At 43.9% G+C, this 24,871-nt stretch carries 12 protein-coding genes, 1 pseudogene and 1 CRISPR repeat array (1 of these 14 only partly in view); of the genes and pseudogenes, 4 read left to right on the forward strand and 9 right to left on the reverse strand.

Annotated features, from left to right (window positions below):
• A CRISPR array of direct repeats spans positions 1-3,878; the repeat unit is 37 nt; unit sequence GTTACAATTTCCACGAATCCCTATTAGGGATTGAAAC; it begins 521 nt to the left of the window's first position.
• A gap of 44 nt (positions 3,879-3,922) precedes the next feature.
• Genes V5G28_RS36620 through V5G28_RS09220 form a run of 3 tightly spaced genes read right to left on the reverse strand, consistent with a single transcriptional unit; the run spans position 3,923 to position 8,101 of the window.
• Positions 3,923-6,223: a PAS domain S-box protein gene (locus V5G28_RS36620; protein WP_442994235.1), complete on the reverse strand. Its 2,301-nt coding sequence runs from the start codon at positions 6,221-6,223 to the stop codon at positions 3,923-3,925.
• A gap of 13 nt (positions 6,224-6,236) precedes the next feature.
• A complete protein-coding gene (locus V5G28_RS09215) occupies positions 6,237-6,680 on the reverse strand; it encodes a response regulator (protein ID WP_073630224.1) in 444 nt (147 codons plus the stop codon).
• Positions 6,677-8,101 carry a sensor histidine kinase gene (locus V5G28_RS09220; protein WP_332993135.1) on the reverse strand — a complete coding sequence of 475 codons (1,425 nt, stop codon included), beginning with the start codon at positions 8,099-8,101 and terminating at the stop codon, positions 6,677-6,679. Before V5G28_RS09220 ends, V5G28_RS09215 begins: the two co-directional genes overlap by 4 nt.
• Positions 8,102-9,009: 908 nt before the next feature.
• Between V5G28_RS09220 and V5G28_RS09225 the strand changes: the two are divergent.
• Positions 9,010-9,488 (forward strand): annotated as a pseudogene (locus V5G28_RS09225) (DegT/DnrJ/EryC1/StrS family aminotransferase); the annotation flags it as partial.
• A 44-nt stretch (positions 9,489-9,532) separates the two neighbouring features.
• Here the strand turns inward: V5G28_RS09225 and V5G28_RS09230 are convergent.
• Together V5G28_RS09230 and V5G28_RS09235 are read right to left on the reverse strand one after the other, a co-directional pair.
• A complete protein-coding gene (locus V5G28_RS09230) occupies positions 9,533-10,060 on the reverse strand; it encodes a DUF6174 domain-containing protein (RefSeq protein WP_332993138.1) in 528 nt (175 codons plus the stop codon).
• A 162-nt stretch (positions 10,061-10,222) separates the two neighbouring features.
• A complete protein-coding gene (locus tag V5G28_RS09235) occupies positions 10,223-11,125 on the reverse strand; it encodes a hypothetical protein (RefSeq protein WP_332993140.1) in 903 nt (300 codons plus the stop codon).
• A 109-nt stretch (positions 11,126-11,234) separates the two neighbouring features.
• Here V5G28_RS09235 and V5G28_RS09240 point away from each other — a divergent pair, with 109 nt between their 5' ends.
• The gene (locus V5G28_RS09240) at positions 11,235-11,627 is read left to right on the forward strand and encodes a carboxymuconolactone decarboxylase family protein (RefSeq protein ID WP_332993142.1); all 393 of its coding nucleotides are present in this window, start codon (positions 11,235-11,237) and stop codon (positions 11,625-11,627) included.
• A 254-nt stretch (positions 11,628-11,881) separates the two neighbouring features.
• On the opposite strand, the gene V5G28_RS09245 is transcribed toward V5G28_RS09240, so the two are convergent.
• Complete coding sequence (locus tag V5G28_RS09245; protein WP_096564624.1) at positions 11,882-12,106, reverse strand: hypothetical protein; 225 nt, start codon at positions 12,104-12,106, stop codon at positions 11,882-11,884.
• A gap of 506 nt (positions 12,107-12,612) precedes the next feature.
• Between V5G28_RS09245 and V5G28_RS09250 the strand changes: the two genes are divergently transcribed.
• Positions 12,613-14,520 carry an ATP-binding protein gene (locus V5G28_RS09250; protein ID WP_096564623.1) on the forward strand — a complete coding sequence of 636 codons (1,908 nt, stop codon included), beginning with the start codon at positions 12,613-12,615 and terminating at the stop codon, positions 14,518-14,520.
• A gap of 411 nt (positions 14,521-14,931) precedes the next feature.
• Here the strand turns inward: V5G28_RS09250 and V5G28_RS09255 are convergent, their stop codons facing one another.
• From V5G28_RS09255 to V5G28_RS09265, 3 genes are all read right to left on the reverse strand, one after another.
• A complete protein-coding gene (locus V5G28_RS09255) occupies positions 14,932-16,590 on the reverse strand; it encodes an alpha-amylase family glycosyl hydrolase (RefSeq protein ID WP_332993146.1) in 1,659 nt (552 codons plus the stop codon).
• A 424-nt stretch (positions 16,591-17,014) separates the two neighbouring features.
• The gene (gene murQ, locus V5G28_RS09260; protein ID WP_332993148.1) at positions 17,015-17,941 is read right to left on the reverse strand and encodes an N-acetylmuramic acid 6-phosphate etherase; all 927 of its coding nucleotides are present in this window, start codon (positions 17,939-17,941) and stop codon (positions 17,015-17,017) included.
• Positions 17,942-18,034: 93 nt separating this feature from the next.
• Complete coding sequence (locus tag V5G28_RS09265; RefSeq protein WP_332993150.1) at positions 18,035-18,481, reverse strand: DUF3110 domain-containing protein; 447 nt, start codon at positions 18,479-18,481, stop codon at positions 18,035-18,037.
• 496 nt (positions 18,482-18,977) lie between these two features.
• On the opposite strand from V5G28_RS09265, the gene V5G28_RS09270 reads away from it, so the two are divergent.
• Positions 18,978-24,755, forward strand: coding sequence for a translocation/assembly module TamB domain-containing protein (locus tag V5G28_RS09270; protein ID WP_332993152.1), 5,778 nt, complete (start codon positions 18,978-18,980; stop codon positions 24,753-24,755).
• Positions 24,756-24,871: the final 116 nt, after the last annotated feature.

A 24,871-nucleotide genomic window follows, 5' to 3' on the forward strand; every position in this document is an offset into this window, starting at 1 on the left:
ACGAATCCCTATTAGGGATTGAAACTAATCGCTCAATGGCTTGCTTACCAGATTGGGGGAGTTACAATTTCCACGAATCCCTATTAGGGATTGAAACCTGTTGTGCATAACTATGCTACTCTTTGTTTGTGCATAAGAGCAAGTTACAATTTCCACGAATCCCTATTAGGGATTGAAACTGAGAGTAAGGAGGGGAAGTGATGATAATGAGCTAGAGTTACAATTTCCACGAATCCCTATTAGGGATTGAAACTTGATGTCGTCGCCGATCTCAACCTCAAAAATCCTAGTTACAATTTCCACGAATCCCTATTAGGGATTGAAACTTTGGAGTACAAAGGACTACGGGACGGCGTAGAAGGTTACAATTTCCACGAATCCCTATTAGGGATTGAAACAACCATAACAGAATCGTTATACGAAACAATTGGCAGTTACAATTTCCACGAATCCCTATTAGGGATTGAAACAAAATTTGGGCGTAGGCTCACCAATGGAAGTGCGGTTACAATTTCCACGAATCCCTATTAGGGATTGAAACAAAGAACTTGAACGGCTCAAACAGGCAGAGCAACAGTTACAATTTCCACGAATCCCTATTAGGGATTGAAACATGCAATGGCAGAATGGCTGAAATCATGGTTTACCGTTACAATTTCCACGAATCCCTATTAGGGATTGAAACTTAGGAGCGAACCACGCATCGATACCGCGTAGTTCGGTTACAATTTCCACGAATCCCTATTAGGGATTGAAACTACCAAACGTCTAATTGAAGTCTACGGCAAAGTTTTAGTTACAATTTCCACGAATCCCTATTAGGGATTGAAACATGCAGGAAAAGGGGATTTCTGCAACAATGGCGAGTTACAATTTCCACGAATCCCTATTAGGGATTGAAACATTTAGTACTGAATCAAACGTTAGTCCGATTTTAGTTACAATTTCCACGAATCCCTATTAGGGATTGAAACCGGATGCAAAAGTACCTTTAATAGTTCGATTAGCGTTACAATTTCCACGAATCCCTATTAGGGATTGAAACCTTACTGCAACTGTTCTCGCCAATACAGAAGAAGTAAGTTACAATTTCCACGAATCCCTATTAGGGATTGAAACTTTTGTTACCTATTAGGGATTGAAAGGCAAATAAAGTTCAGTTACAATTTCCACGAATCCCTATTAGGGATTGAAACTAGTAACCCAAAGCTTGCCATCTAAAGCTTATGGCAGTTACAATTTCCACGAATCCCTATTAGGGATTGAAACACATAATCAGCAACCACAGGAAACTTTTCAGGATGTTACAATGTTACAATTTCCACGAATCCCTATTAGGGATTGAAACTACTACAACTTTGGTTTCAAGCAATTCAGACATTAGTTACAATTTCCACGAATCCCTATTAGGGATTGAAACTTTCAAGAAAAAACCCCTGGAATAATCTAGGGGTTTGTTACAATTTCCACGAATCCCTATTAGGGATTGAAACTTATCTTCCATACTATGTAATTGTTCATCGTCCGGGTTACAATTTCCACGAATCCCTATTAGGGATTGAAACCTGCTGAATTAGCTGCTGTAATTATTGCTCAAAAGTTACAATTTCCACGAATCCCTATTAGGGATTGAAACACTTTCCCTTAAGCTTCTTAAGCACCCTAACATATTGTTACAATTTCCACGAATCCCTATTAGGGATTGAAACATTTGAAGATAATAACCAGAGGCTCTTTTTGTGAGTTACAATTTCCACGAATCCCTATTAGGGATTGAAACTTAGAGCGATCGCTAAACTGCTCTATATACACTATGTTACAATTTCCACGAATCCCTATTAGGGATTGAAACAAGATCTGTCTATTGCTAACACTCAAGGTAAAGGACGTTACAATTTCCACGAATCCCTATTAGGGATTGAAACTGATTTCAATCAAGAAAATGTTTTCGGATATAAAGGTTACAATTTCCACGAATCCCTATTAGGGATTGAAACATTGAGCCTGTATCAGATGCTGATGCAGATTTAATAGGTTACAATTTCCACGAATCCCTATTAGGGATTGAAACGTAGGATTTTCTAAACTTAGTCTAAGTTGTTTAGTTACAATTTCCACGAATCCCTATTAGGGATTGAAACATGAATTTGTTACGCCCGCGTTGACCGGGGAAGAGTGTTACAATTTCCACGAATCCCTATTAGGGATTGAAACCTTTAAATGCAGAAGAACAGGATGTAGAAGGTGGAGTTACAATTTCCACGAATCCCTATTAGGGATTGAAACTTTTTTAGCTATGTTAGTTACTACATATTCAGTAAAAGTTACAATTTCCACGAATCCCTATTAGGGATTGAAACGCCGCAAACCTTATACAATTCCTCAGAGGAGAGGCGTTACAATTTCCACGAATCCCTATTAGGGATTGAAACATCTATAGATTTATGCCCCGCTCCGACGCCGCCTTGGTTACAATTTCCACGAATCCCTATTAGGGATTGAAACGCAATTTATCCTCATATTGATATAGCTCGACAATGCCTGGCGTTACAATTTCCACGAATCCCTATTAGGGATTGAAACGATATTTTCTTTACCGTAGGCGATCGCATCTAAGAGGTTACAATTTCCACGAATCCCTATTAGGGATTGAAACGCAAGGGAATCTGCAATCTCGCAGATGTGGCAGCTGGTTACAATTTCCACGAATCCCTATTAGGGATTGAAACCCGGTGCACCTACTGGTCCGGGCGTCCCTTGCGTTACAATTTCCACGAATCCCTATTAGGGATTGAAACAATCAGCCTATCAATAATATATGCAGCAGTAAAAGGTTACAATTTCCACGAATCCCTATTAGGGATTGAAACACCTACCCCAAGCACACTTGCCAGTTTCCAATACTGTTACAATTTCCACGAATCCCTATTAGGGATTGAAACTGAGCGCTGAAAAATTCGATACCTTCCCTCACTCCGTTACAATTTCCACGAATCCCTATTAGGGATTGAAACATCATCAGAGTTGCGATAAGCGCCCCAAAAGTAAGGTTACAATTTCCACGAATCCCTATTAGGGATTGAAACGCGACCTCGCCTTGAGAATACCTAAGCGGATAGTTACAATTTCCACGAATCCCTATTAGGGATTGAAACTTAGACTTTCAAGATGAAGTGCTACTCCTGTGTAGTCAGGAGTTACAATTTCCACGAATCCCTATTAGGGATTGAAACAATACACACCCCGAAAGCGCAATGGAAGCCTTGGGTTACAATTTCCACGAATCCCTATTAGGGATTGAAACGCGATAAATACAAGCTTTCGCTTTCACCTCAGCAGTTACAATTTCCACGAATCCCTATTAGGGATTGAAACAGATTATGCAGTAGCGGAACTTGAAACACAAGAAAGTTACAATTTCCACGAATCCCTATTAGGGATTGAAACAGGCTTGAGCGGCTACAAGCTATTAGTGCAGAAGGTTACAATTTCCACGAATCCCTATTAGGGATTGAAACTAATGACCAAAGAGGAAGTGGACGACTTGAACAATAAGTTACAATTTCCACGAATCCCTATTAGGGATTGAAACATCACTGATAAATGGCTTGGCAGGCAAGGAAGGCAGTTACAATTTCCACGAATCCCTATTAGGGATTGAAACGGACTATTGGGGATTTCCAGTACTACCTTTGGACTCCGTTACAATTTCCACGAATCCCTATTAGGGATTGAAACTCTAATTTTGCGCGCACGACTTCAATTAAATCCTGTTACAATTTCCACGAATCCCTATTAGGGATTGAAACCGCAGCTCAAAAATTTCACCGCTGCGGGGGTCGTTACAATTTCCACGAATCCCTATTAGGGATTGAAACACTTGATAATTAACACGCGATCGCATTAACCCAGGTTACAATTTCTACGAATCCCTAACCTCGCGCAGGGTACTCAGTAATGCTTGAGCGGTGAAGGGTTTTGACAAGAAGTATTGGATGCCAAAACTTCTCTTTTGAGCAGTCGTCCAATTGCTCATCAGCCCGCTCATTGCAATGATTTGCACGTGGGGATTCATGCGTTGCAACGTGAGAATTGTGGTAGAACCATCTATGCCTGGCATCATCAGGTCTATCAACACCACACTAATCTCATCCTTGTACTGAGCGTAGAGTGCAAGTGCCTCAATTCCATCGCTGGCAGTTAAAACCTTATAATTATGGCTTTCCAAGGTACTTTTAGTGATTTGGCAGATAGTAACTTCGTCATCCACCACCAAAATCAATTCCCCATGACCATTTGGTAGTTCTACATCGGTTGCTGCTGGAGTTTCAGTGACTTGGCTACTCGGCAAATACACTTGAAAGCGACTTCCCTTTCCCATCTCGCTATAAACATTCACAAAACCGCAGTGACTTTTAATAATCCCCATTACAGTGGAAAGTCCTAGACCAGTTCCCTTACCCACCTCTTTGGTGGTAAAAAACGGATCAAAAATGCGATCCATAATTTCTGGCGGAATGCCACATCCTGTATCAGTAATAGTAATCACAATGTATGAGCCTACCTCAGCATCCACATGCATACGAGCATAACTTTCGTCAACCCAAAGGTTTTCGGCGCTAATCTCCAGGATACCGCCATCGGGCATAGCATCACGAGCATTGACTGTTAGGTTCATTAGCACTTGATGAAGTTGAGTTGCATCTGCAAAAACTGTCCAAAGATTGGGTGCTATATTAGTTTGCGTTTCGATAGATTTTGGAAAGGTTCTTTGAGCGACCTGTGCCACATCTGAAAGCAAATGCCTAGTCTGGACGATGGTGCGGCTTCCTTCCACTCCTCGACGACTAAACGACAGAATTTGCGTGACCAAATCACCACCACGCTTAGCACTGCCTTCCAGCATCCTTAGCAGTTCCTGAGTGTTCTCATCAAGCTTAGGGAATTTCAGGGGCAGCAGTTGAGCAATTGCCAAAATGGGAGTGAGGATATTGTTGAAGTCGTGGGCGATGCCGCTAGCGAGAGTACCTAAGCTTTCCAACCGTTGAGTTCGCAGAAACTGTGCTTCCAGTTGTTTTTTCGCAGTAATATCAGTATTAACAATGAGAATCGATTTCGAGTTGCCAGCTACATCGCGCACAAGCGTCCAGCGACTTTCCACAATAATCTTCTTGCCGTCTTTTGTGACTTGCTGCAACTCACCCTGCCACTTACCCTCGGCTGCCAGTATTGTCTGTATTGCTTCAAATGGGGGCAAAGTTTCCTCAGATTTGTACATAAGCGACTCAGCGCTCCTACCAAGGACTTCTGCTGCTTCCCATCCGTACAGGCGCTCAGCACCTTTATTCCAGAATAAGAGGTGCTGTTCCAAATCTTGAACAAAAATTGCGTCAGTAGCGACATCCAACAACGCAGCTTGTTCGCGGATTTGTTGTTCTGCCAGCTTGCGATCGCTAATGTCCTCCGCAATTCCAACAACGCGATAGGGTTCACCAGATTTGTCCCTGATAGGGAAACCCCGGTCTCGTATCCATCGCAATGAGCCATCGGGACGGATAATGCGATACTCTTCGTCATAAGTGCCCGCCAATGACTGCTCAAAGAAGACGGTCTCAATGTGTTGCCGATCCTGGGGATGAATCGCCTCTAGCCATTCCATAAAGTTAGCGTACAAGCTCTCGCGGGAGCGTCCCCAAATGTTTTCGTATGCTGGGCTGACGTAGAGTCGCTGACGTTCTCCAGGGTCTGACATCCAGAAAACCATCTCGATAATGTTCTCTGCCAATTGGCGAAACCGCTCTTCGCTTTCCTGTAAAGCCCGTTCCGCACTATGCCTTTTGTGCCGTTCCTGTGCCTCCCGCAACTCCCGCTCCACTGCAGGCACCAAGCGGGCGAGATTACCTTTTATCAGGTAGTCATGCGCTCCGGCTTTCATTGCAGCGACGGCAATCTCCTCGCCAATAGTGCCGGAGACGATGATAAATGGTAAATCTAGCTTCCGGCTTTGGAGGAGTTTAAGAGCTTCTGGGGCACTGAAAGCAGGCATATTGTAATCTGCAATCACAATGTCCCATGACTGTTGATTAAGAGCTGCCTGCATTGCTGCCGGGGTATCCACCCGAACATAGTCCACGGTATAGCCACCCCGACGTAGCTCCCTTAAGACCAAGAGAGTATCATCTTCAGAATCTTCGACAATTAGAACACGTAAGTAAGGGCTCATGTTGAGTAGCTCCCTAAACAGGCGGTGGTTCATTCATCAGAAGCCAGTACATCCCCAGTTGCCGAATCGCCTCGGAAAACTGAATAAAATCTACGGGTTTGCGGATGTAACTGTTGCACCCTTGGCTGTAACTATCAAGCAGATCTTGTTCTTCGTTGGAGGTGGTTAGAACCACCACGGGTAGCAAACTCGTGCGTTCGTCTTCCCGCAAGCGACGTAACACTTCAATACCATCAATACGGGGCAGTTTCAGATCCAGTAAAATCACCGTAGGCTTGACGCTGATATCTCGTCCGGCATGAACGCCAGTGCCAAACAGGTAATCCAAAGCTTCAACCCCATCATGAGCCACCACGATCTCATTGCTGATATGGTTGCGCTTCAGGGCTCTGATTGCCAAAGCTTCGTCATCCGGATTATCTTCTACAAGAAGAATTATTTTGTTACCCTCGCTCAAGCCCCTGCCTCCTCTGCTACTAATGTGAAGTAAAAAGTAGCCCCCCGTTCCACTTCTCCTTCTGCCCAGACCCGACCGCCATGCCGATGCACAATCCGCTGTACTGTGGCTAGTCCGATTCCATTCCCTGGAAAGTCTCTCATATTGTGCAATCGCTGAAAGGGTCCAAATAACTTATGAGTGTAAGTCATATCAAAGCCCGCGCCATCATCTCGAACAAAGTAGACTGGCACCCCGCTTTCGCTCTTGCTCACTCTAAACTCAATCCGTGCTTGAGTATGCTTAGAGGTAAATTTCCAAGCATTATTCAGTAAATTTACCAACAACACTCGCAGGAGACGGATATCTCCTTGGGCTAACAGCCCTGTTTGAATCACAAACTCTACCTGCCGCTCTGGCTGACTCTGCTGTAACTCAGTACAGATACTACTAGCTAACAGACTCAGATCCACAGGTTCCAGATACATTTCACTGCGCGTGACTCGGGATAGGTTGAGGAGGTCATCGATCAATTGCCCCATCCGTTGAGTAGCTGCCCGAATTCGCCGCAGGTAGTCCTGCCCGTTTGCGTTCAGCTGGTCGTGGCAGTCTTCCAACAAAGCTTGACTGAAGCCATCAATACTGCGTAAAGGAGCACGTAGGTCATGGGAGACAGAGTAGCTAAAAGCTTCCAACTCCTTGTTGACTGCCTGCAGTTCAATGATTGCTCGTTGCAGCCCCTGGTTTAGAGATTGAACTGCTTGCTCAGCCTGCTGGCGTTCTTGCACTTCCGCCTGCAGGTCAGCCAGAAGTTCTGCGTGCTGGAGGGCCACTCCCAAATGGCTAGCAATTTGGGTGGCAAACTCGATTTCTATCGCTTGCCACTCTCGGGGAGCGCGGCATTGGTGAATACAAAGCAATCCCCAGAGATTCTGACCTTGCAGCAGCGGTACTACTAAGTTTGCCCGTATCTGAAATTGCGACAGAATCTGAATGTGACAGTCGCTCAGCCCATAATTGTAAATATCTGAAACCGCTTGAATCCGACCTTGCTGATAATGAAGTGCAAACTGATCCCCGAAGCAATGGTCGTGAACTTTTTGCGCCATAGCGGAGCTAAAAGCTTGATCCACGTCCTCAGAAACAAATTCCCCATCATCCCAACCTGAGTTTGGATAAAAGCGAAACATACCCACTCTATCTGCTTTCAAGAGTTGGCGAACCTCACGAGCTGTGGCTTGAAAAATTGTTTCCGTATCTAGAGGTTGCCGCAGACGGGTAATCACACGAAACAATGCCTTCTGCTGCTCCACCCGGAAATGCGCCTGATTGATTTCCTGCTCGAATTGTTGGGCTTCTTCTGCCAGGATCTGCTTGAGCATCTCAAATGCCGCCTGATCTCGACACAAGTTTTGCAACCTTACCAATATCTCTGGGTTCATTCGTCTGCGTTAGTTAGGTCAGGGAATTTACGAGAAATAAGCCAAACACTTGCGTCAGCCAGATCAGACAGATGCTGAGAGTGTTTCACAAATTTAAGGGCTTAGCACGCGGATGCAATAGTTTCTTAGAAAGATAATATAACTTGAATGGGTTAGACTTTTTCAAATTTTATCGGGAGTTGGGTAAGGAGATGCCATCACGAAACATCTTCATTATCCTACTCTCATTAGCTTCTCTAAAATACTTTATCTTTCTTAAAGATATTTTACTTACCGTTTGCGTAATTGCCTTTTCATCTAATTGATAAATAAAACTGGGTAAAAATTGTCCGGTTAGTACTGTTGAGTGACCTCACAAGTTCCTCAATTTTTTCGCCTAATTTTAGAATTTGTATAAACTGAAAATCGTAGCCTTCAGCGCACTTCAACCCGCCTGAACGGTTACTAAGATGCAGAGTGGTACAATGCTTTTCAACAGGCATATCGTATTATAAAAAAAGGCGGAGCAGCAATATTTTCATTGCTAAATTTTGACAGTAGAGTTGCTAGCCCATTCTATGCACCATATTTAGCGTATTTACGCTTCTTGAGAAAAATTGGGAATGTTAATGTCTCAATTCAATATCTTCCCCAACTAAAGTATCCGGGTAAAATGAATTTAGAGTCACTGCTTGATAAACCACTTTATTTATATTGGTATCGGCTTAAAGAAGCATACCAAATTATCCAATAAGCAAATTTTAAAAGAGTTGACCTTGGTTCTGAGTTTCAGATGATTCAAGGGAGAATGCATACTTTTTTGGAAACATTAATACAAGCACAAAATCAGGGAATGCTGTATTTATTTTGTACAAAATAAATACAACAAAAATAATCTTGGGTTGGCTTGTGAAAAGTCAAACAGAACTATGAATAAACCAATTCTCCTCTCAACTCCCCATATGGGCGATCGCGAACTAGAATTCGTAAAAGAAGCCTTTGATACGAACTGGATCGCCCCTGTTGGTCCTCATGTCGATGCTTTCGACCAAGAATTTTGTCAAGTCATAGGTGCAAGTCATGGTGCTGCTATACAGCCAGGAGATGAAGTTTTTTGTTCTAGCCTAACGTTTGTGGTTACTGCTAACCCGATTACCTATTTAAGAGCAAAACCAGTCTTTATTAACTGCGATCGCATTTCTTGGAATATGAATCCCGACTTATAGTGGGGAACACTACAGCGCCGTGCTACAATAGGAGACTTGCCCAAAGCTTTGTACACCTATACAGTCAAAGCGCAGATATCGACGCGATTTTAGAAGCTTGCGATCACTATGGAATTCCTTTGATTGAAGATGCGGCCGAATCTTTAGGAGCCACCTATAAAGGACGTTCGCCCGGAACCTATGTATTGGACTCAACAGCAGAACCGCTATAGTATGTTGTTGAAATTTAGTTAATCACTTCCAGATTCTCAATTGTGAGATATAGTTCTTCATCGGCCATTTGGCTGTCGTAATCGATGTTAATTTGGGTTGGGTAGCCGAGTGTAGAATTGTACTCCACAGTCAGGCTGGATGCTTTCTTGGCGATCGCATCCCTGATCACACCAAAAAGCCTGGCTATTGTATCATATTTTTGGAAGAGTTCTGGATTCACTGGTTGACCAGTGGCAACAGAAGTGACAGAAGCCGTTCTGCCGTTACGCACTTCAATGATGACTGGTCCTCTAGCTTCGGGTGTGCAGAAGCAACTCCTCGTTAATGTATAGCGATAGTTGGAGATATTTTGCCGATTCCACAACCGTTGATTAATCCTTAATTGTCCCAAATTTGAGTAAGCACTCTGTGATAATTGTGGTACCTGTATGGGAGATTGAGACATTGTTGGTGCGTTCAAACCTAGAGACATTACTAATCCTGCACCAATAACAATAGGCAAGCGCAACTTTATCCATTGAATTTTCAAGGTTTTGAGCATTTGGCAAACTCCTCGGGGTTCTCCCCCTCGCTTTGTGCTTTATGAAACACCTACAAAGTTAGGGTTTAACAATTTGTTTGTCAAGTTACCTTTGCAACTCTATACGCGCTTCTTGTACTGCCAAAGGTTCAAATTTACACATATTACTATCAGAAATTATAACTAGGTAGATTGTACAAACTTTGTAATCATGAAAAACAAATCCCGAAAAGTGCATACATCGGGAAAACCTAGGGTACCAGGCTGCATACTAAGCCTGTCTTGCCATTGGTCAGGAAAATCAGATTTACCTTCGCGGCGAATACCATGACCAACGTACAGATTTTTTGAGTCAGGATAGTATTTTCCATAATAACTATTATACAGCGAGAGTGAGCGTTCTTCCCCCCGGTCAAGGAACATAATCATGAAAGCATAATGTGTGTCGGGTTCTAATGTTAATCGCTCACCTTTAAGCTGCCATTTCATGTATTGGTCTTTTTTAAGGTCGCTAGGTAGTTGACCTGTTGCATAATAGATAGATTGATACGATTCAGCTTCGAGGTAATCGTCGAGTTCCGGAGACGTCTGTCGGTCAAATTTACCGACAAAACCAGGAGTCCCGTGGTTGTTCAAACGCGGTTCACCTGTGACTTTGAAAAACTCAATACCTACCCTAGCACTGGGAGTATTTCGCTCAACTTCATTTGGTCCCACGCGCAGGTAAACAGCATCGACTGTAAAACCTTTGTCATCAGTGAGGAAAGTTTGCCCTAGATCGCGATCGCGTTGCTGATAAGTTTCACCGTAAACAGTTCGGTTACCAAAAACAGTTCTGCTATCGGCAGGATACTTGTTATTCTCAATTATTTTATTCTTTTCCAAACGAATGCTTGTAGCTCCACCGGGATCTCCCTCTAAGTAGTGAATCATCACAGAGGAATTGGTGGCAGGATTTGGTACAAATGAACTCTCATCCGATGAAGAGATGACAACTTGTCCCTGCACGACTCCAGATTGCCCAAAACTGGGTAATCTAAACCCTAAAATGAGAATGGTCAGCAGAAATATTGTGAAAAATTTCATTGTATAAATACTACTATGATCCAAGAAGCTGAAAGCCTTACAGGTGTAAAAAATTAGCATAGCTTCAGGGATTTTACCTTATTTTCCTCCTTAACACTGTATCCTTTAGATGACCAAGCTCATTGAATACGAACAAGCCAGTGACGAAGTACGTGTGGTATACGATGACATCCGCGCCACTCGTAAGACTGACTCTATCAACAATTTCTGGAAAGCTATAGCCAATCATCCCCCCACCCTACAACGAACATGGGAAGCGGTGAAACAAGTCATGACTAGCCCTGGCGAACTCGATCCGCTGATGCGCGAGCTGATTTACATTGCTGTGAGTGTGACAAATGGCTGCGAATACTGCATCGCCTCGCATACAGCAGGGGCTTACGCCAAAGGTATGAGCGATGCCATGTTTGGCGAACTGATGGGAATTATTGCGACGGCAAATACAACCAATCGCCTCGCTAACGGCTATCAAATTCCAGTAGACGAGCAATTCAAAAGCTAGGAGCTTATGCTTATAGATATTGAAGCACAAAGCCCACTGTCTTAAGGCTCAGATTCCCCGACTTCTTTTAAGAAGTTGGGAATCTTGTTGTTCTATAATCAAAAATGACTTTGAAGAAAAGTAAATTTCATCAATAGTATGTATCTTAATAAATAAAAAAACTCCCGATTTTACTAGCATATCGGGAGAACTCTGTGAGTGAGTGCCGCTCACTATTGGTGGTGTTTTATAAATGTGGTATTTTATGTCTAACGCTAAACAGTGAATTCTGAATATTTATCAACTTGCCTATCAAACAGTAAGTCACTTAAAAAAGAATGCGCGTATTCTAAAGGAAGATGTCTGGGCTTACCCTGAAATACAATTTGGTACTCGTTGCTGTCTGGACCATCGCCATATCCAGAAATCAGCTTGCGGTGAAAAGCTTCCTCAGCAAGATGTTCAACTTCTTTTTTGAGATCAGCTTTTACGCTACTCATAGTTGCCGTCTCCTTAATTTTTTCTGACGTTTACTATTTATAAAATTTACAAGTGTCTAATCGCACCTTTCAAAGGTTATATATTTTAGCTATAGCAGTTCTATTTAGTTCGTGAATTCACCTGCAATTTAAATTATTGACAAACAGGACTTACTATAGAGACGTGACTATACCTTTAGATAGCTGAAAATGTTTGGCAATTTGGGTATAATCAGCAAGGATAAGCGTTGCAATTGATGCTTAAGTAAACCGCAAAACATAGGTGTAGCTTAGGCTTGAGCGATCGCTTGCCAAAGGATAGTTAAGTAAATAGACAGTAAATACGTCTGGGGAAACACAAGTACACGTCACGGCAATTGCTACCCTTCAAGAAGTCGCCCTTTGGGCGTCTACGACAGGGGACAAGCCAGATGCTTCAACTGGTGGTAATCACAAGTAACGCACTGGCTCCCCAAAGGCATATAGCCTCAAGATTCCAGGGTGTTTAGCCGAAGGTCTATAATCATATGGTTCAAGACAGAATCACCGATGCGGTTCGCATTAACGCCAGAAAAACTGATGCATTCGATGTTTTCAAATTCAAGCATTACATCGGACCAAATCCCTATTTGGATACAGGGGCGCTAGTATTTGATTTTGCTCTGACGACAACTGGCAGAGCTCTGCCTATTGAAGATTACGTCAAAGAAATTAGCGATCGCTACCCACACCTGCGCGACGAGACGTACGATTCCTATGCGCATTTGTTTGCCCGCACTGTGGCAGAAGTAGGAAAGCTGGATATGGGTTTGCACCTCGAGCGTTGGAGTGTCAAGCCTTATGAAAATTATGCGACGTGTGCTGTGCAATCGCTTCACGAACGCACAACTCGAGGTGTGCTTTATTTCGTTTGGGATTGGTTTGAAGCCATAACTCAAGACGAAGATATTGACTTTGAGCAGATTTCGACACTTCAAAATAGATTCCGCCTCTCTGTTTACGGTGGTCCTACGGTTTACGCCTTATTGCGAACAGCTCACAAAAAAGGTATTCCCGCCTTCTATCTGTGGGAAGAAGGACTGATGCAATACGGCTACGGAAAAAAACAAATTCGTGGCGTTGCGACGACATTTGACTGTGATAGCCATCTGGATTCCGACTTCACCACCCGTAAGGATGACTGCAAGGCATTTTTAAGAACCTTAGGCTTTCCAGTACCCAAAGGTGATATTGTCGTCACAGAAAGGGAAGCCCTTGGTGTAGCAAGAGAAATTGGCTACCCAGTGGCGGTCAAGCCTGTGGTAGGTCACAAAGGAATTGGCGTGACGGCGGAAGTGCGAGACGAGGAGGAATTGGAATCTGCTTATAATAGGGCAGTTGATGCCATTCCAGAAAATGAGCCAACACGAGTTATCGTCGAGAAAAGCATCGTAGGGGCAGATTTTCGCTTGCTGTGTGTCAACGGCAAATTTGTTGCCGCCACTGAACGCCGTCCTGCATGGGTTGTGGGTGACGGGTACTCAACCATTGAAGAGTTAATCCGAGAGGAAAACCGAAAACCAGGACGTTGGGATACACCAACCTCAGCGATGAGCAAGATTCAGTCCGACGAAGCAATGCAACAGTACCTCGAACAACAGCGCTTGTCATTGGACAGCGTTATTGAGAAAGACCGGACTGTTTATCTTCGCAAAGTCGCCAATCTCTCGTCTGGAGGTGTCAGCATTGATGCAACCCGCACCGTTCATCCTGACAATATTATTTTGGCGCAAGACATTGCCCTGCACTTCCGCCTGACTTGCTTGGGTATTGATGTAATTGCCCCCAGTCTTTCCGAATCTTGGAAGTCCGGCGACTTTGCCATCCTGGAAATCAACGCCGCACCCGGCATTTTGATGCATCTTAACCCTGCCGTAGGTCAAAGCGTTGATGTGCCTTCACGTATCCTAGAAACCTTCTTTGAGTCGGGTACATCTGCCAGGATACCAACAATCACTTTCAACCACATTTCAGTTCACGACCTGCAAGAGACGATTGACCATATTCTTTTGCAACACCCCGACTGGACAGTAGGCGCTGTTTGTCGTGACGCAATTTTTGTCAATCGTTCTGAAAAAATCCTCAGTAAGGATTACAACACCAACGTCTTAACTTTGTTGCGTAATCCCAAAGTTGATTTGCTGATTGTAGAGTACGAAGAAGACGTCTTGGAAAAGGAAGGAATGTTTTACCACGGCAGTAACATAGTCGTTCTAGATAATCCCACCGAAACCGAGATGGTGCTGGCGCGGGACATCTTTGACGACTCTACTGTTGTGATTAGAAACGGAGACAATATCTCTATCAGACGTCAGGGTTTGATTGAAGAATATTCCTTGGGAGTTGATGAACCATTGACACGGGTTTATTTGAAAGAAATCGGCACGATTTTGTAACTAAACCTCACCGCATAACTTCACCGCCAACCCTTGTTTCCTGGCAAAGAGGGGTTGGCGGTGAGGCATTGGTGTCAACTTAAGCCCAAAGTCATATCATGTCCGAATGAACACTTATAAAAAACGAAGAACCTCACCCGCCTACGGCACCCTCTCCTTAATAAGGAGAGGGTTGGGGTGAGGTCAAGCAGGAATTATAAGTAATTAAGCGGACTTGATATCATTAGTTGACAAGCATTTGAGCATTTTTTGATGTACCATCTAGATTTTCGATCCCCCCTTAATCCCCCCTTAAAAAGGGGGGAGATAAAACTTTAGCCCCCAAGGGATCGGGGGTTGGGGGATCTAAAACGACGCTAAATTGCGTGTTTGAGCATGATTGTTGACACTATGGCGGTGAGGCGGTTCCGTTTATTGCCAAACAAACACTTTGGCTTCGTATGGTCCTATATCAGTGAGAATACCATCGTCGCCAGCTTCTACATCATAATTAGCTGTCCACTCGTGCCATGTACCACTGTTAGGGAAGTTAGGAACGTGATACCCAGCTAAGAAGTTTTCTGAGAAATTCGCCACAACCACAACACGAGAACCTTCACCGTTCCACCGACTGTAAGCAAACACTTTTGCCTCTGGATTTTCGTGGATGAAGTCAATATTTTCTGTGTAGAGGGCATGATTTTGTTTACGCAGGCTAATTAAACCTTTGTAGTATTCAAACAAGCCGCGATTTAGGTCATTGCCTAGCAATCCCCATTCAATTTTTGATGACTCTTGTGTTTTCGGCTTGTACTCGCCAAACTCTTGCCCCATCCACATCAAAGGCACACCAACGGCTGTCATGAGGATAGCAACTCCCAAGCGAATGCGCCTAAAAGCTTCTTCGTCAAAAATATCGCGGTTCCCCAGTTCCACCATCAAGCGATCGTGGTCGTGGTTTGTTAAGTAATTGACAACATTCGTAGCACCCATGAAGCCTTGGCGCTTAGCGTCAATGACATCTTTAAGTTGCTCTAAATCAAAAGTGTCACCGCAAAGGTGTGCCACAATTGTATGGAGGAAACTATCGTGCCAGCATCCATCCATCGGTCCATCTGCATTGGTGATACTGGGAGTTTCAGGAATGTGTTCGGCTATGTTGTAAAAAGGCTTCATGCTAGCAGTTTTTTTAGCTTCTTGCACAATCCAGTGCATGAAGTCGTAGTTAGCAATTTGCCGCGCTGCATCGTAGCGAATGCCGTCAACGTGATATTCTTGAATCCAAAAACGGATCGTATCACCAATAAATCTACGCGCAGGATAAGTCTCTAATTTTTCATCGTAGAATTCATAATTGAATTCAGGTCCCCAGCTATTATCAGGATCGCGGGGAGAGTGATGATACCAATAATCGTGGTCAATTTGTGTTAGCGGGCTTGATGATTCTGAATGGTTATAAATACCATCAATTATAACACGAATTCCTCTGCCGTGGCACTCATCAATTAACTTTTTCAACTCTTCTGTAGAGCCATAACTTGATTCTGTGGCAAAGAAGTGACGCGGGTTATAACCCCAACTATAATCGCCTGGGTATTCTTTGAGTGGCATCAACTCAATGGCATTAATTCCCAGTTCACAAAGGTAATCTAACTTTTCAACAACGTGCTTGTACTTTCCTCGGGCGTAAGGGTCATCTTCACCACCAGAAAAGTCAGCAACGTGTAGTTCATAAATGACTAATTCGTGGTCTGCGGGTAGGGGTTTATCGTCATGTTGCCAAACATAGGTATCGGTAATTCTTTCCCCGTCTTTTATCCGTACGATACCGTTATCTTTTCCACTCAATTCATCGATATCAGTGGCGTAGGGGTCTGTCACATCAACCCATTGGTCGGGTTCAAAAAACCACGATTTTGATTGAACGCGGAATTTATATTGATAAACACCATCCTCTAATTCAACAGTTGTGCGAAAATAACCATCGTCACCTTTTTCCATGGGGATTTCTTCCCACTTTGAAAAAGAACCAATTAATGCAGCACCTTCGTTGTAAGGTGCAAATAAATTAAATTCAATTGGCTTTGCCATAGAAGTCTATCGAGATACAAAAAGGTGATGTGCTAGCAAAAAAGCATAAAAAGATTGCCAAGGGCGAAATGATTAATAGCTGAAAGCAATTAACATTTAGTGATTAGCAATTCTTAAATTATTTATGCCAGATATAAGCATTGTCTAATTATCAAAGAAATTAGCCAATCGTCCCCTAGAAATAATAAAGTATTGTGTACCTCTATCTTAAGAATGGTTTTTTCTAAAAGCTGTATTCTAATTTTATCGTTTAGTAAACTATAAGTTTTAAAGTCTCTATAGAATGATAATTAATCGCAGATGTACGCAGTAAAGTATAAATTATCAACAAGGGGGTATTATTTTCAGTAACATAAAAAATTGTTAGTGAGAAGTTAACAACTCCTCACTCCTGACTTTTGATTGATAACTGAAACTGGAATTCTCAGGATTGGCTGTTGTTTTTGTAACTGGCAACAGCTGCCCTAAGATTACCTTGGTATTCTGATAGGAGTTTTAAGCCCTCCTCTTTTTCCAACCCAGTCCAATGCATCAACAATGCTAACTTTACCCACTTACCACTACGTTCCAATAAGAAACCAGCGGCTTCTCGACTTAAACCTGTGAGGTCTTGTAAAATACGCAAAGCGCGATCGCGTAACTTTTGATTTGTTACCGCCACATCCACCATGCGATTGCCGTAAACTTTACCCAACTGCACCATTACACCCGTAGAAAGGATATTTAAAGCCAGTTTCGTCGCCGTACCAGCTTTTAGGCGAGTTGAACCAGCAAGTATTTCTGGTCCAGTCAACAGGCGAATATCAATATCAGCATCACAAGTGACTTGTTCAGCAGGAACGCAGGCTATAAATATAGTAGTCGCACCCCGGCTACGTGCAGCGCTCATCGCGCCGTGGACAAAAGGCGTTGTCCCACCCGCTGTAATCCCAACGACGACATCAAGTTGCGTGACTTGTCGTTGAGCGATCGCCGCTTCACCATCTTCGGCGTTGTCTTCCAAATCTTCAGAACTGCGTACTAGTGCGCCTGCACCACCAGCAATTATCCCCTGTACCATCTCTGGGGGCGTACAAAAAGTAGGCGGACACTCTGCAGCGTCTAACACCGCTAACCTACCACTTGTCCCTGCTCCAATATAAAACAGGCGTCCTCCGTGATGCAATTGTTCTGCAATGCGTTCAATCGCTTCAGCTAACTGAACTTTAGCAGCAGCTACCGCAGCCACTGCCTTTGCGTCTTCGCGATTAAACAGTTCTACTAATTCAATAGAACTGAGCTGGTCTAGGTTAAGACTATCAGGATTGACCTGCTCTGTTAAAAGATACCCGCGCCCCTGCAAGTTCATCATTTGTCCTTTGTCCTCTGTCCGTGGTCATTTGTCCTTTGTTCTCTGTCCTTAGTAATGACTCATGACTCATGACTCATGACTAACGAGTCTCTTTTACAATAACCCTTCTAGTTTGCGGCGAATGCTTTCGAGTTCTGAGTCAGATAATTCTGGTTTTTCCGGTGACTCTTGGTTACGAGAACGGGTTTCCCCAGCAACGTCCTCTTCGGATTCTGGGTTCCAATCGGTTTCTTCAACATTCATTTCGGGGGGAATTGCCAAACCACTGTCAGTTGGGACAATTTCCCAGTCATAGTCCGCACTTTGACAAAATTCCTTAATTTCCTCTGAATCAAACGCTTCTACGGTGGGTGTTGGAAAATCTTGAGCTTCAAGCATGAGGGCATAGCGTGCAGCGTCGTCTTCTGACTCGAACATCAGAACCTTATTGCGATGGCCGGAGGCCGGGCTTTGCCCATCGCCCACTTGAATTGTGTGAATTCCCTCATTTTCTGTGCGAGCGTTAAACAGTAATACAAAAACACGCATGGGTGTAATCATCTAATCTTCCATCTTGGATCTATTTTTAATTAAACTTCTTGATTGCGTCCAAGGAAAAGCCCAGGCAAGAATTCTGGCTTTATTAGATATTTTTAATTTTTTTCTAACAGAGTTAATATTAGCAAAAGTATAAGCGTCACATTTCGCATCTAGCTTTAAGCATGATTTCTCCTGCCGTCTTTAGTATCGTCGGTTATCCTGGAGTAGGCGTAGCTAGTAGTGTGCCAGCTGGTTCTACAACTGTGACAGCTACATTTGTTTATGAGTGCTGATTATGAGTGCTAAGCCCTGTAGATCAAAAGCAGGGTGTGCGGAGAAATTCCCCTCAAATAAATTTAGGGGATCAAACAAGGAAAAAACGCTATGATTGCTCCACGGATAAATTCGGGAGCTTTTCGCCTAAGACGGTTCCTCGACTTGAAGAGGACAGCGCGGTGCGGAGGTTCCTCAGCACTAGGCACTTAAGACTGTTTCGGTGAGTCAGTAGTGAGACGACATGACCAAAGCTTGTAATTCAGACCATCACTCCCAATCCCCCCGTATTTATAATACGCATCAATGGTTATTCATTTTAAGCCGTGGTGGCATTGCCTTGAGCGGAATTCTGCTCATAGGAATTATGGGCGGTGCTTGGCGAGTATGGAATTTTATTCATAAAGACTTAGTGCCACTAGCCCAAACCAATCTTACTACTACACTGAACCGTCCAGTTCAACTGGGGGAAGTAAAACAACTTTCGCTTACGGGAGTGACGTTTGGGGCTTCAGCTATTCCCGCAACACCTACAGATCGGGATAAGGTGACAGTCGAGGTTGTAGAGGTAGGTTTTGACCCATTACAGTTGCTGTTGAAGCACAAACTCAAGTTAGACGTCACCTTAGTGAACCCAGATGTTTACCTTGAACAGGATGAACAAAGACGCTGGCTCACCACAAAAATAACGCCGGCAGGTCGAAAAGGACCAATTCAAACTGATTTGGACAAACTGCGGTTTCGCAATGCCAACTTGGTGTTAGTTCCCCAGCCAAATAAGGTAGAGGAAGAAATCAATTCAAAATTCAAAATTCAAAATTCAAAATTAGGAGTTTCTCCCTCACTCCCTCGCTCCCTCACTCCCTCATCCCCCTCATCTCCCTCATCCCCCTCATCTCCCGTAGCATTTTCACAAATCAACGGAACTGCCCAACTATTAGAAAACTACAAACTCATTCAATTTAATTTGGATGGGCAACCAGATAACGGTGGTAACCTTTCCATACAGGGAGATTTTCGTCCCAAGACTCAAGAAGTCAACTTAGAGTTGTTGCGGGTGCAAAACTTCCTTGCTGCTGATGTTTCTCGCATCGTTAAGTTACCCGTGGAGTTACAAGCTGGTCGAGTTCAGGGTGAGTTAAAAATTCAAAACATCCAACTCAAACAAAAACAGCAAAACTTGCTCGTTTTTGGTAATGCTAGTGGACAAGGAGTTCAACTTCAAGTTCCGCGAATGCCACTACCATTTATCAATTCTCAAGGTAACGTGCGCTTTCAAGGAACTCAGCTTGAGCTGGAAAATGTCACCACTGGTTATGGCAAAATCCCTTTAATAGCGAACGGCAGCATTGACTCGAAAGCCGGCTACAAGTTAGCAGCGCGTGTAAATTCGGTAAATGTGGCAAGTGTCCGGGAAACTCTCAACGTCAAATTACCTGTACCGACAATTGGGGAAGGTCAGGCAGACTTACAGGTTGTTGGATCAATCACTAACCCAATTCTGCTTGGCACAGTTGCCACTGTAAAAGAAGCAAAAATTGACAAAGTTGATTTTAAGAGTGCCAGCGCACAGTTTGAGTTTTCTCCTGTCGCATCTATTATTACTTTTAAAAATATTCAAGGCAAAGCGACTGTAGGCGGTGAAGTTACAGGCGCTGGGACGATTCAATTTGTTAACAAAATTCCCAAGCTAAATTTTAATGTCACGGCAAAGAACGTTCCAGGGGATGCCATTGCCTCTGTTTACGACACAAAACCTGCATTCCAAATTGGTACTGTCTCAGGTACAGCACAACTGACTGGCAGTGGTGAGAACGTTCAGACAACGGTACAATGGCAAGCGCCCCAAGCAACCTACCCCGGAAGCGGAGAAACAATTGTCGCCCCAGACAAAAGTGTTTCTTTCCGTAATGTTGCTCTCAGTGTTGCTGGTGGTACAGTACAAATTGCTGGCAGTTGGGCGAATGAGCGTTGGCAAGCGATCGCCGATGCTTCCAAAGTACAGGTGCAACGTTTTGTCAACTCCAGTCAACTGCAAAACGTCTCTCTCGATGACGCACGCTTCAACGGTCGTCTGATCTTATCAGGAACCTCAGCCCCATTTAAAATTGCCACAATTCGTCCAGATAACGCAAAAGTTCAAGTTGCGGGTGGCACAGTTGCTATTTCTAAGATCCAATTTGGCGAGCAAAGCTTTTCTACCGAATTAGTTGCTGACGGTGTGCGGTTGGGGCGTTTGCTAAAACAAGCGCCCCAAAATTTAGATGGACCATTAGCGGGTAAGTTCCAAGTTTCGGGTAACACAGACGCTTTTAACCTCAAAACCTTACGTGCTACTGGCGAAGGACGCTTATTAGTCGGTGGTGGCGCAATTACAGCTGACCATATCCAAGTCGCTGAAGGTTTGTATAAAGCACAACTACAAGCAAAGAACGTAGATGTGCAACAATTGGCACAATTACCTAAGCAATCTCAAGGAAGGTTAAGCGGTCAATTCAACGTTGCTGGTTCAGTTGAATCCTTTCAACCGCAAACTGTTGTAGCCACAGGACAAGCACGCGTCAATTTTGGTAGTGGTAGTGTGACTGCTTCTAATATCCAATTGGAAGCCGGTCGCTATCAGGCGCAACTCCAAGCAAGTAATGTGCCGTTGCAAAAATTATCACAAGTACCACCGCAATTTAACGGTACTTTGACAGGTCAGTTTAACGTTGCTGGTTTAGCTGATTCCTTCAAACCACAAGCTATTCAAGCTACTGGTCAGGCACGAGTGAATGTTGCAGGTGGCACAGTCACCGCTTCTAAGATCCAACTTGCTGATGGTCGTTATCAGGCTGTGGTTGATGCTTCTGGTGTGGAATTAAAACGGTTGTCGCAGCAGTTGCGGGGTCAATTTGGCGGGAAACTGCAACTGGCAGGCACTGTGGGAACTTTCAACATATCCAACGTGCGTGCCTCTGGTCAGGTGCAGCTTTCCCAAGGCATTGCTGGTATTGAGCAACCGCTGACAGCAGTTGTTGGCTGGGATGGACAAAAGCTGCTCGTCGAGCGAGCCACTGCTCCAGGTTTAAGTGCTAATGGTTATATTTTAGCCAAATCTGGTGGAACAGAGATACCGCAAATTACTGAATTAAATCTCAACGTTCAAGCACAGAATTATAATCTGCAAAAGTTGCCAATGCAGCTTCCCAGCGCTGTGGCTTTAGCAGGAAAAGCCGATTTTGGGGGAAGAATCAGCGGTACACTACCTGTGCCAAATATACAAGGACAAGTTAGGTTACGAGACTTGGTGGTAAATCGACTGGCTTTTGAGTCGGTGTTAACTGGAAACATCCAATTGGCGCAGGGACAGGGTTTAAATTTAGATGTTGCAGGCACACGGGACCGGATTACTCTCAATGCAGACGCAAAAAATCGTCCCAACTCTTTCTTAGTGCGGTGGCAAAATGCATTGGCAAGCGGTCAATCTCAAGGGGACAATTTGGCAATGAAAGTGGAAAACTTCCCCTTGGCGATATTGAATCTCACCCCGCCTGCGAATACTCATCTTGGTACGGGTGTCATCGCTGGATTTTTAACTGGGGATTTTCAGGTTAATCAAAAGACATTTGCCACACAAGGGGATATTGCAATTGCCCAGCCGCAATTAGGACGCATAAAAGGCGATCGCCTGATGGCACAATTCCGTTACGGCGATGGTCAAGCAACGATTACAAATAGCGAATTTGTCAAAGGTGCGAGTCGCTACGCCCTTGCTGGGACTTTGAGCCAAACTCCCAAAGGTCCGCAAATCAAAGGTAAACTGAACGTTACCCAAGGTGAAGTTCAAGATGTCCTGACTGCACTACAGTTATATGAATTACAAGATGTTCAACGTGGTTTGGCACAGCCAAAGTACGGTACAGCAGCAGATTTGAATGCCACCGAGTCAGTAGGATTTTCAGATCAGCCTTTGTCTGCCCAACTTCAGCGCTTTGGCGAATTTGAAAATCGGCTAGTACAACAAAAACAACAGCGTCGCAATGTTTCTCCCATACCGGAATTGGCAGATTTAAAGGGAACTTTCAACGGTGAAATCTCCGTAGATACTGCAACAGCGAACGGGCTGGATGTAAGCTTTAATTTAAACGGTCAAAACTTTGTTTGGGGTAGGGCAGATGAACCGGATCGTTTATATAAAGCAGACCAAGTGATTGCTCAAGGCAGATTTGAAAACGGTGTTCTCAGATTGCTACCTTTGCGACTAGAGTCTCAGAACAACCTGATCGCTTTGACAGGTAATATTGGCGGTAATGAACAATCTGGTCAGTTGCAGGTTGTCAATTTCCCCGTGCAAGTGCTGAATAATTTTGTCAAACTGCCTGTTGGTTTCACAGGTAATCTCAACGGCACAGCAGCTTTAGCAGGGAGTATTGACAATCCACAGGCAAAGGGAGAATTGCAAATTACACAAGGGACTCTCAATCAAAAAGGCGTAGAGTCAGCGACTGCGAGTTTCAACTATACCAATGGTCGCTTGAACTTTGGCAGCCACGTTACGGTTTCTGGTTCAGAGCCAGTTAAAATTGCTGGTAGTGTACCTTATCAGTTGCCTTTTGCTTCTGTAAAGCCAGATAACGATCAAATTAATCTGGACGTGAAAGTTCAAAATGAAGGGCTGGCAGTCTTAAACCTGTTAACTAACCAAGTCGCCTTTGAAAAAGGTGAAGGACAAATAGACTTGATGGTGCGGGGAACAACACAACAGCCTATATTAGATGGAATTGCCACCCTTCAGGATGCCACTTTTTCATCTCAAGCTTTACCAGGAAAGCTGACAGATATTACAGGAACAGTGCAGTTTGGTTTAGACCGGATTGTCGTGCAAAATCTTCAAGGTAAGTATAATAACAACGGTAAAGTCGAGGCACAAGGTGAAATTCCTGTCTCGAGTCAAGAAACAAAAATAGATCAACCCCTCACGGTTAGCCTTGACCAATTGGCTTTGAATCTTAAGGAACTTTACCAAGGAGGCGTCAGCGGTAACTTGCTGGTGACTGGTTCCGCCCTGAAACCAATGATTGGTGGTAAATTGCAGTTAGCTGATGGTCAAGTTTTACTAGCAGAATCTACAAAAACGACCAATGGAAATAGCAAAATAGATGTTTCAGGTGTGAAACAGGTCAAGCAAGAGACCGCGAAAGCTGACTATACAGCGACTCAGTTCAAAGACCTACAGTTACAGCTAGGCAAAAACGTACAAATTACCCGTCCACTCATTATCAGTTTCCGGGCTACTGGAACCCTTAACGTCAACGGTTCGTTTAGCGAACCAATACCAGAAGGAACTATCCGGCTTAAGGAAGGAAGCGTAAATTTATTTACGACTCGATTTAACCTTGCGCGTGGCTATAAACATAAAGCTATTTTTAGAGCAAATCAACCCCGCGATCCCGAGTTAGACATGCAGCTATTTGCGAAAGTACTTGACGTTATTCAAAATACTGACCTCAATAAACCAAATATCACAGGGTTGGCGGCTTTAGAAACTGTTCGTGTTGATGCCAGGGTGCAAGGTCTGGCAAGTAAACTGGATGAAAGTCTGGAACTGACTTCGAGCCCCGTACGCAGCCAAACAGAAATTGTTGCCCTGCTTGGGGGTGGAATTGTAGAGACCGAAGGACGCACTAACGACACTACCTTAGGACTGATTAATATAGCAGGTTCGGCTGTGTTCAACAATCTTCAGGAACCTCTTAATCAGATTGCAACGGCATTGGGTTTGAGCGAACTGCGTCTGTTCCCAACCATCCTCACCGACACTCTGACAGCAGGTAGGAGTAGTTCAACTTTGGAGTTGGCAGCGGAAGCCGGAGTGGATATCACTCGCAGGTTTTCTGTCTCCACCTTGAAGATTTTGACAAATAGCGACCCCTTCCAATGGGGTATTAACTATCGGCTTAACAATAACATTCGTCTGCGTGCAACCACTAATTTAAATGATGACAATCGCGCAGTTGTTGAGTATCAAAAGAGGTTTTAAGTAGGTCGGCGTGAATATTTATCGTTGAGGCAAGGCAGAAGGTAGAGTTATCAAGGGGAGGGTTAGCGAGGGGTTTTGAGATAGGCGCAGCACCGAACTCAAAACATCGCACCTTA

Origin of the sequence: Scytonema sp. PRP1 (assembly GCF_036697665.2) — a bacterium.
Lineage (GTDB): Bacteria > Cyanobacteriota > Cyanobacteriia > Cyanobacteriales > Nostocaceae > Kalymmatonema > Kalymmatonema gypsitolerans.

Coding starts and splice junctions, on each gene's coding strand:
- V5G28_RS09220 (WP_332993135.1), bottom strand. CDS start 8,101: ATGAACCCAGAGATATTGGTAAGGTTGCAAAACTTGTGTCGAGATCAG.
- V5G28_RS09250 (WP_096564623.1), top strand. CDS start 12,613: ATGGTTCAAGACAGAATCACCGATGCGGTTCGCATTAACGCCAGAAAA.
- V5G28_RS09240 (WP_332993142.1), top strand. CDS start 11,235: ATGACCAAGCTCATTGAATACGAACAAGCCAGTGACGAAGTACGTGTG.
- V5G28_RS09255 (WP_332993146.1), bottom strand. CDS start 16,590: ATGGCAAAGCCAATTGAATTTAATTTATTTGCACCTTACAACGAAGGT.
- V5G28_RS36620 (WP_442994235.1), bottom strand. CDS start 6,223: ATGAGCCCTTACTTACGTGTTCTAATTGTCGAAGATTCTGAAGATGAT.
- V5G28_RS09230 (WP_332993138.1), bottom strand. CDS start 10,060: ATGCTCAAAACCTTGAAAATTCAATGGATAAAGTTGCGCTTGCCTATT.
- murQ (WP_332993148.1), bottom strand. CDS start 17,941: ATGATGAACTTGCAGGGGCGCGGGTATCTTTTAACAGAGCAGGTCAAT.
- V5G28_RS09235 (WP_332993140.1), bottom strand. CDS start 11,125: ATGAAATTTTTCACAATATTTCTGCTGACCATTCTCATTTTAGGGTTT.
- V5G28_RS09270 (WP_332993152.1), top strand. CDS start 18,978: ATGACCAAAGCTTGTAATTCAGACCATCACTCCCAATCCCCCCGTATT.
- V5G28_RS09245 (WP_096564624.1), bottom strand. CDS start 12,106: ATGAGTAGCGTAAAAGCTGATCTCAAAAAAGAAGTTGAACATCTTGCT.
- V5G28_RS09265 (WP_332993150.1), bottom strand. CDS start 18,481: ATGATTACACCCATGCGTGTTTTTGTATTACTGTTTAACGCTCGCACA.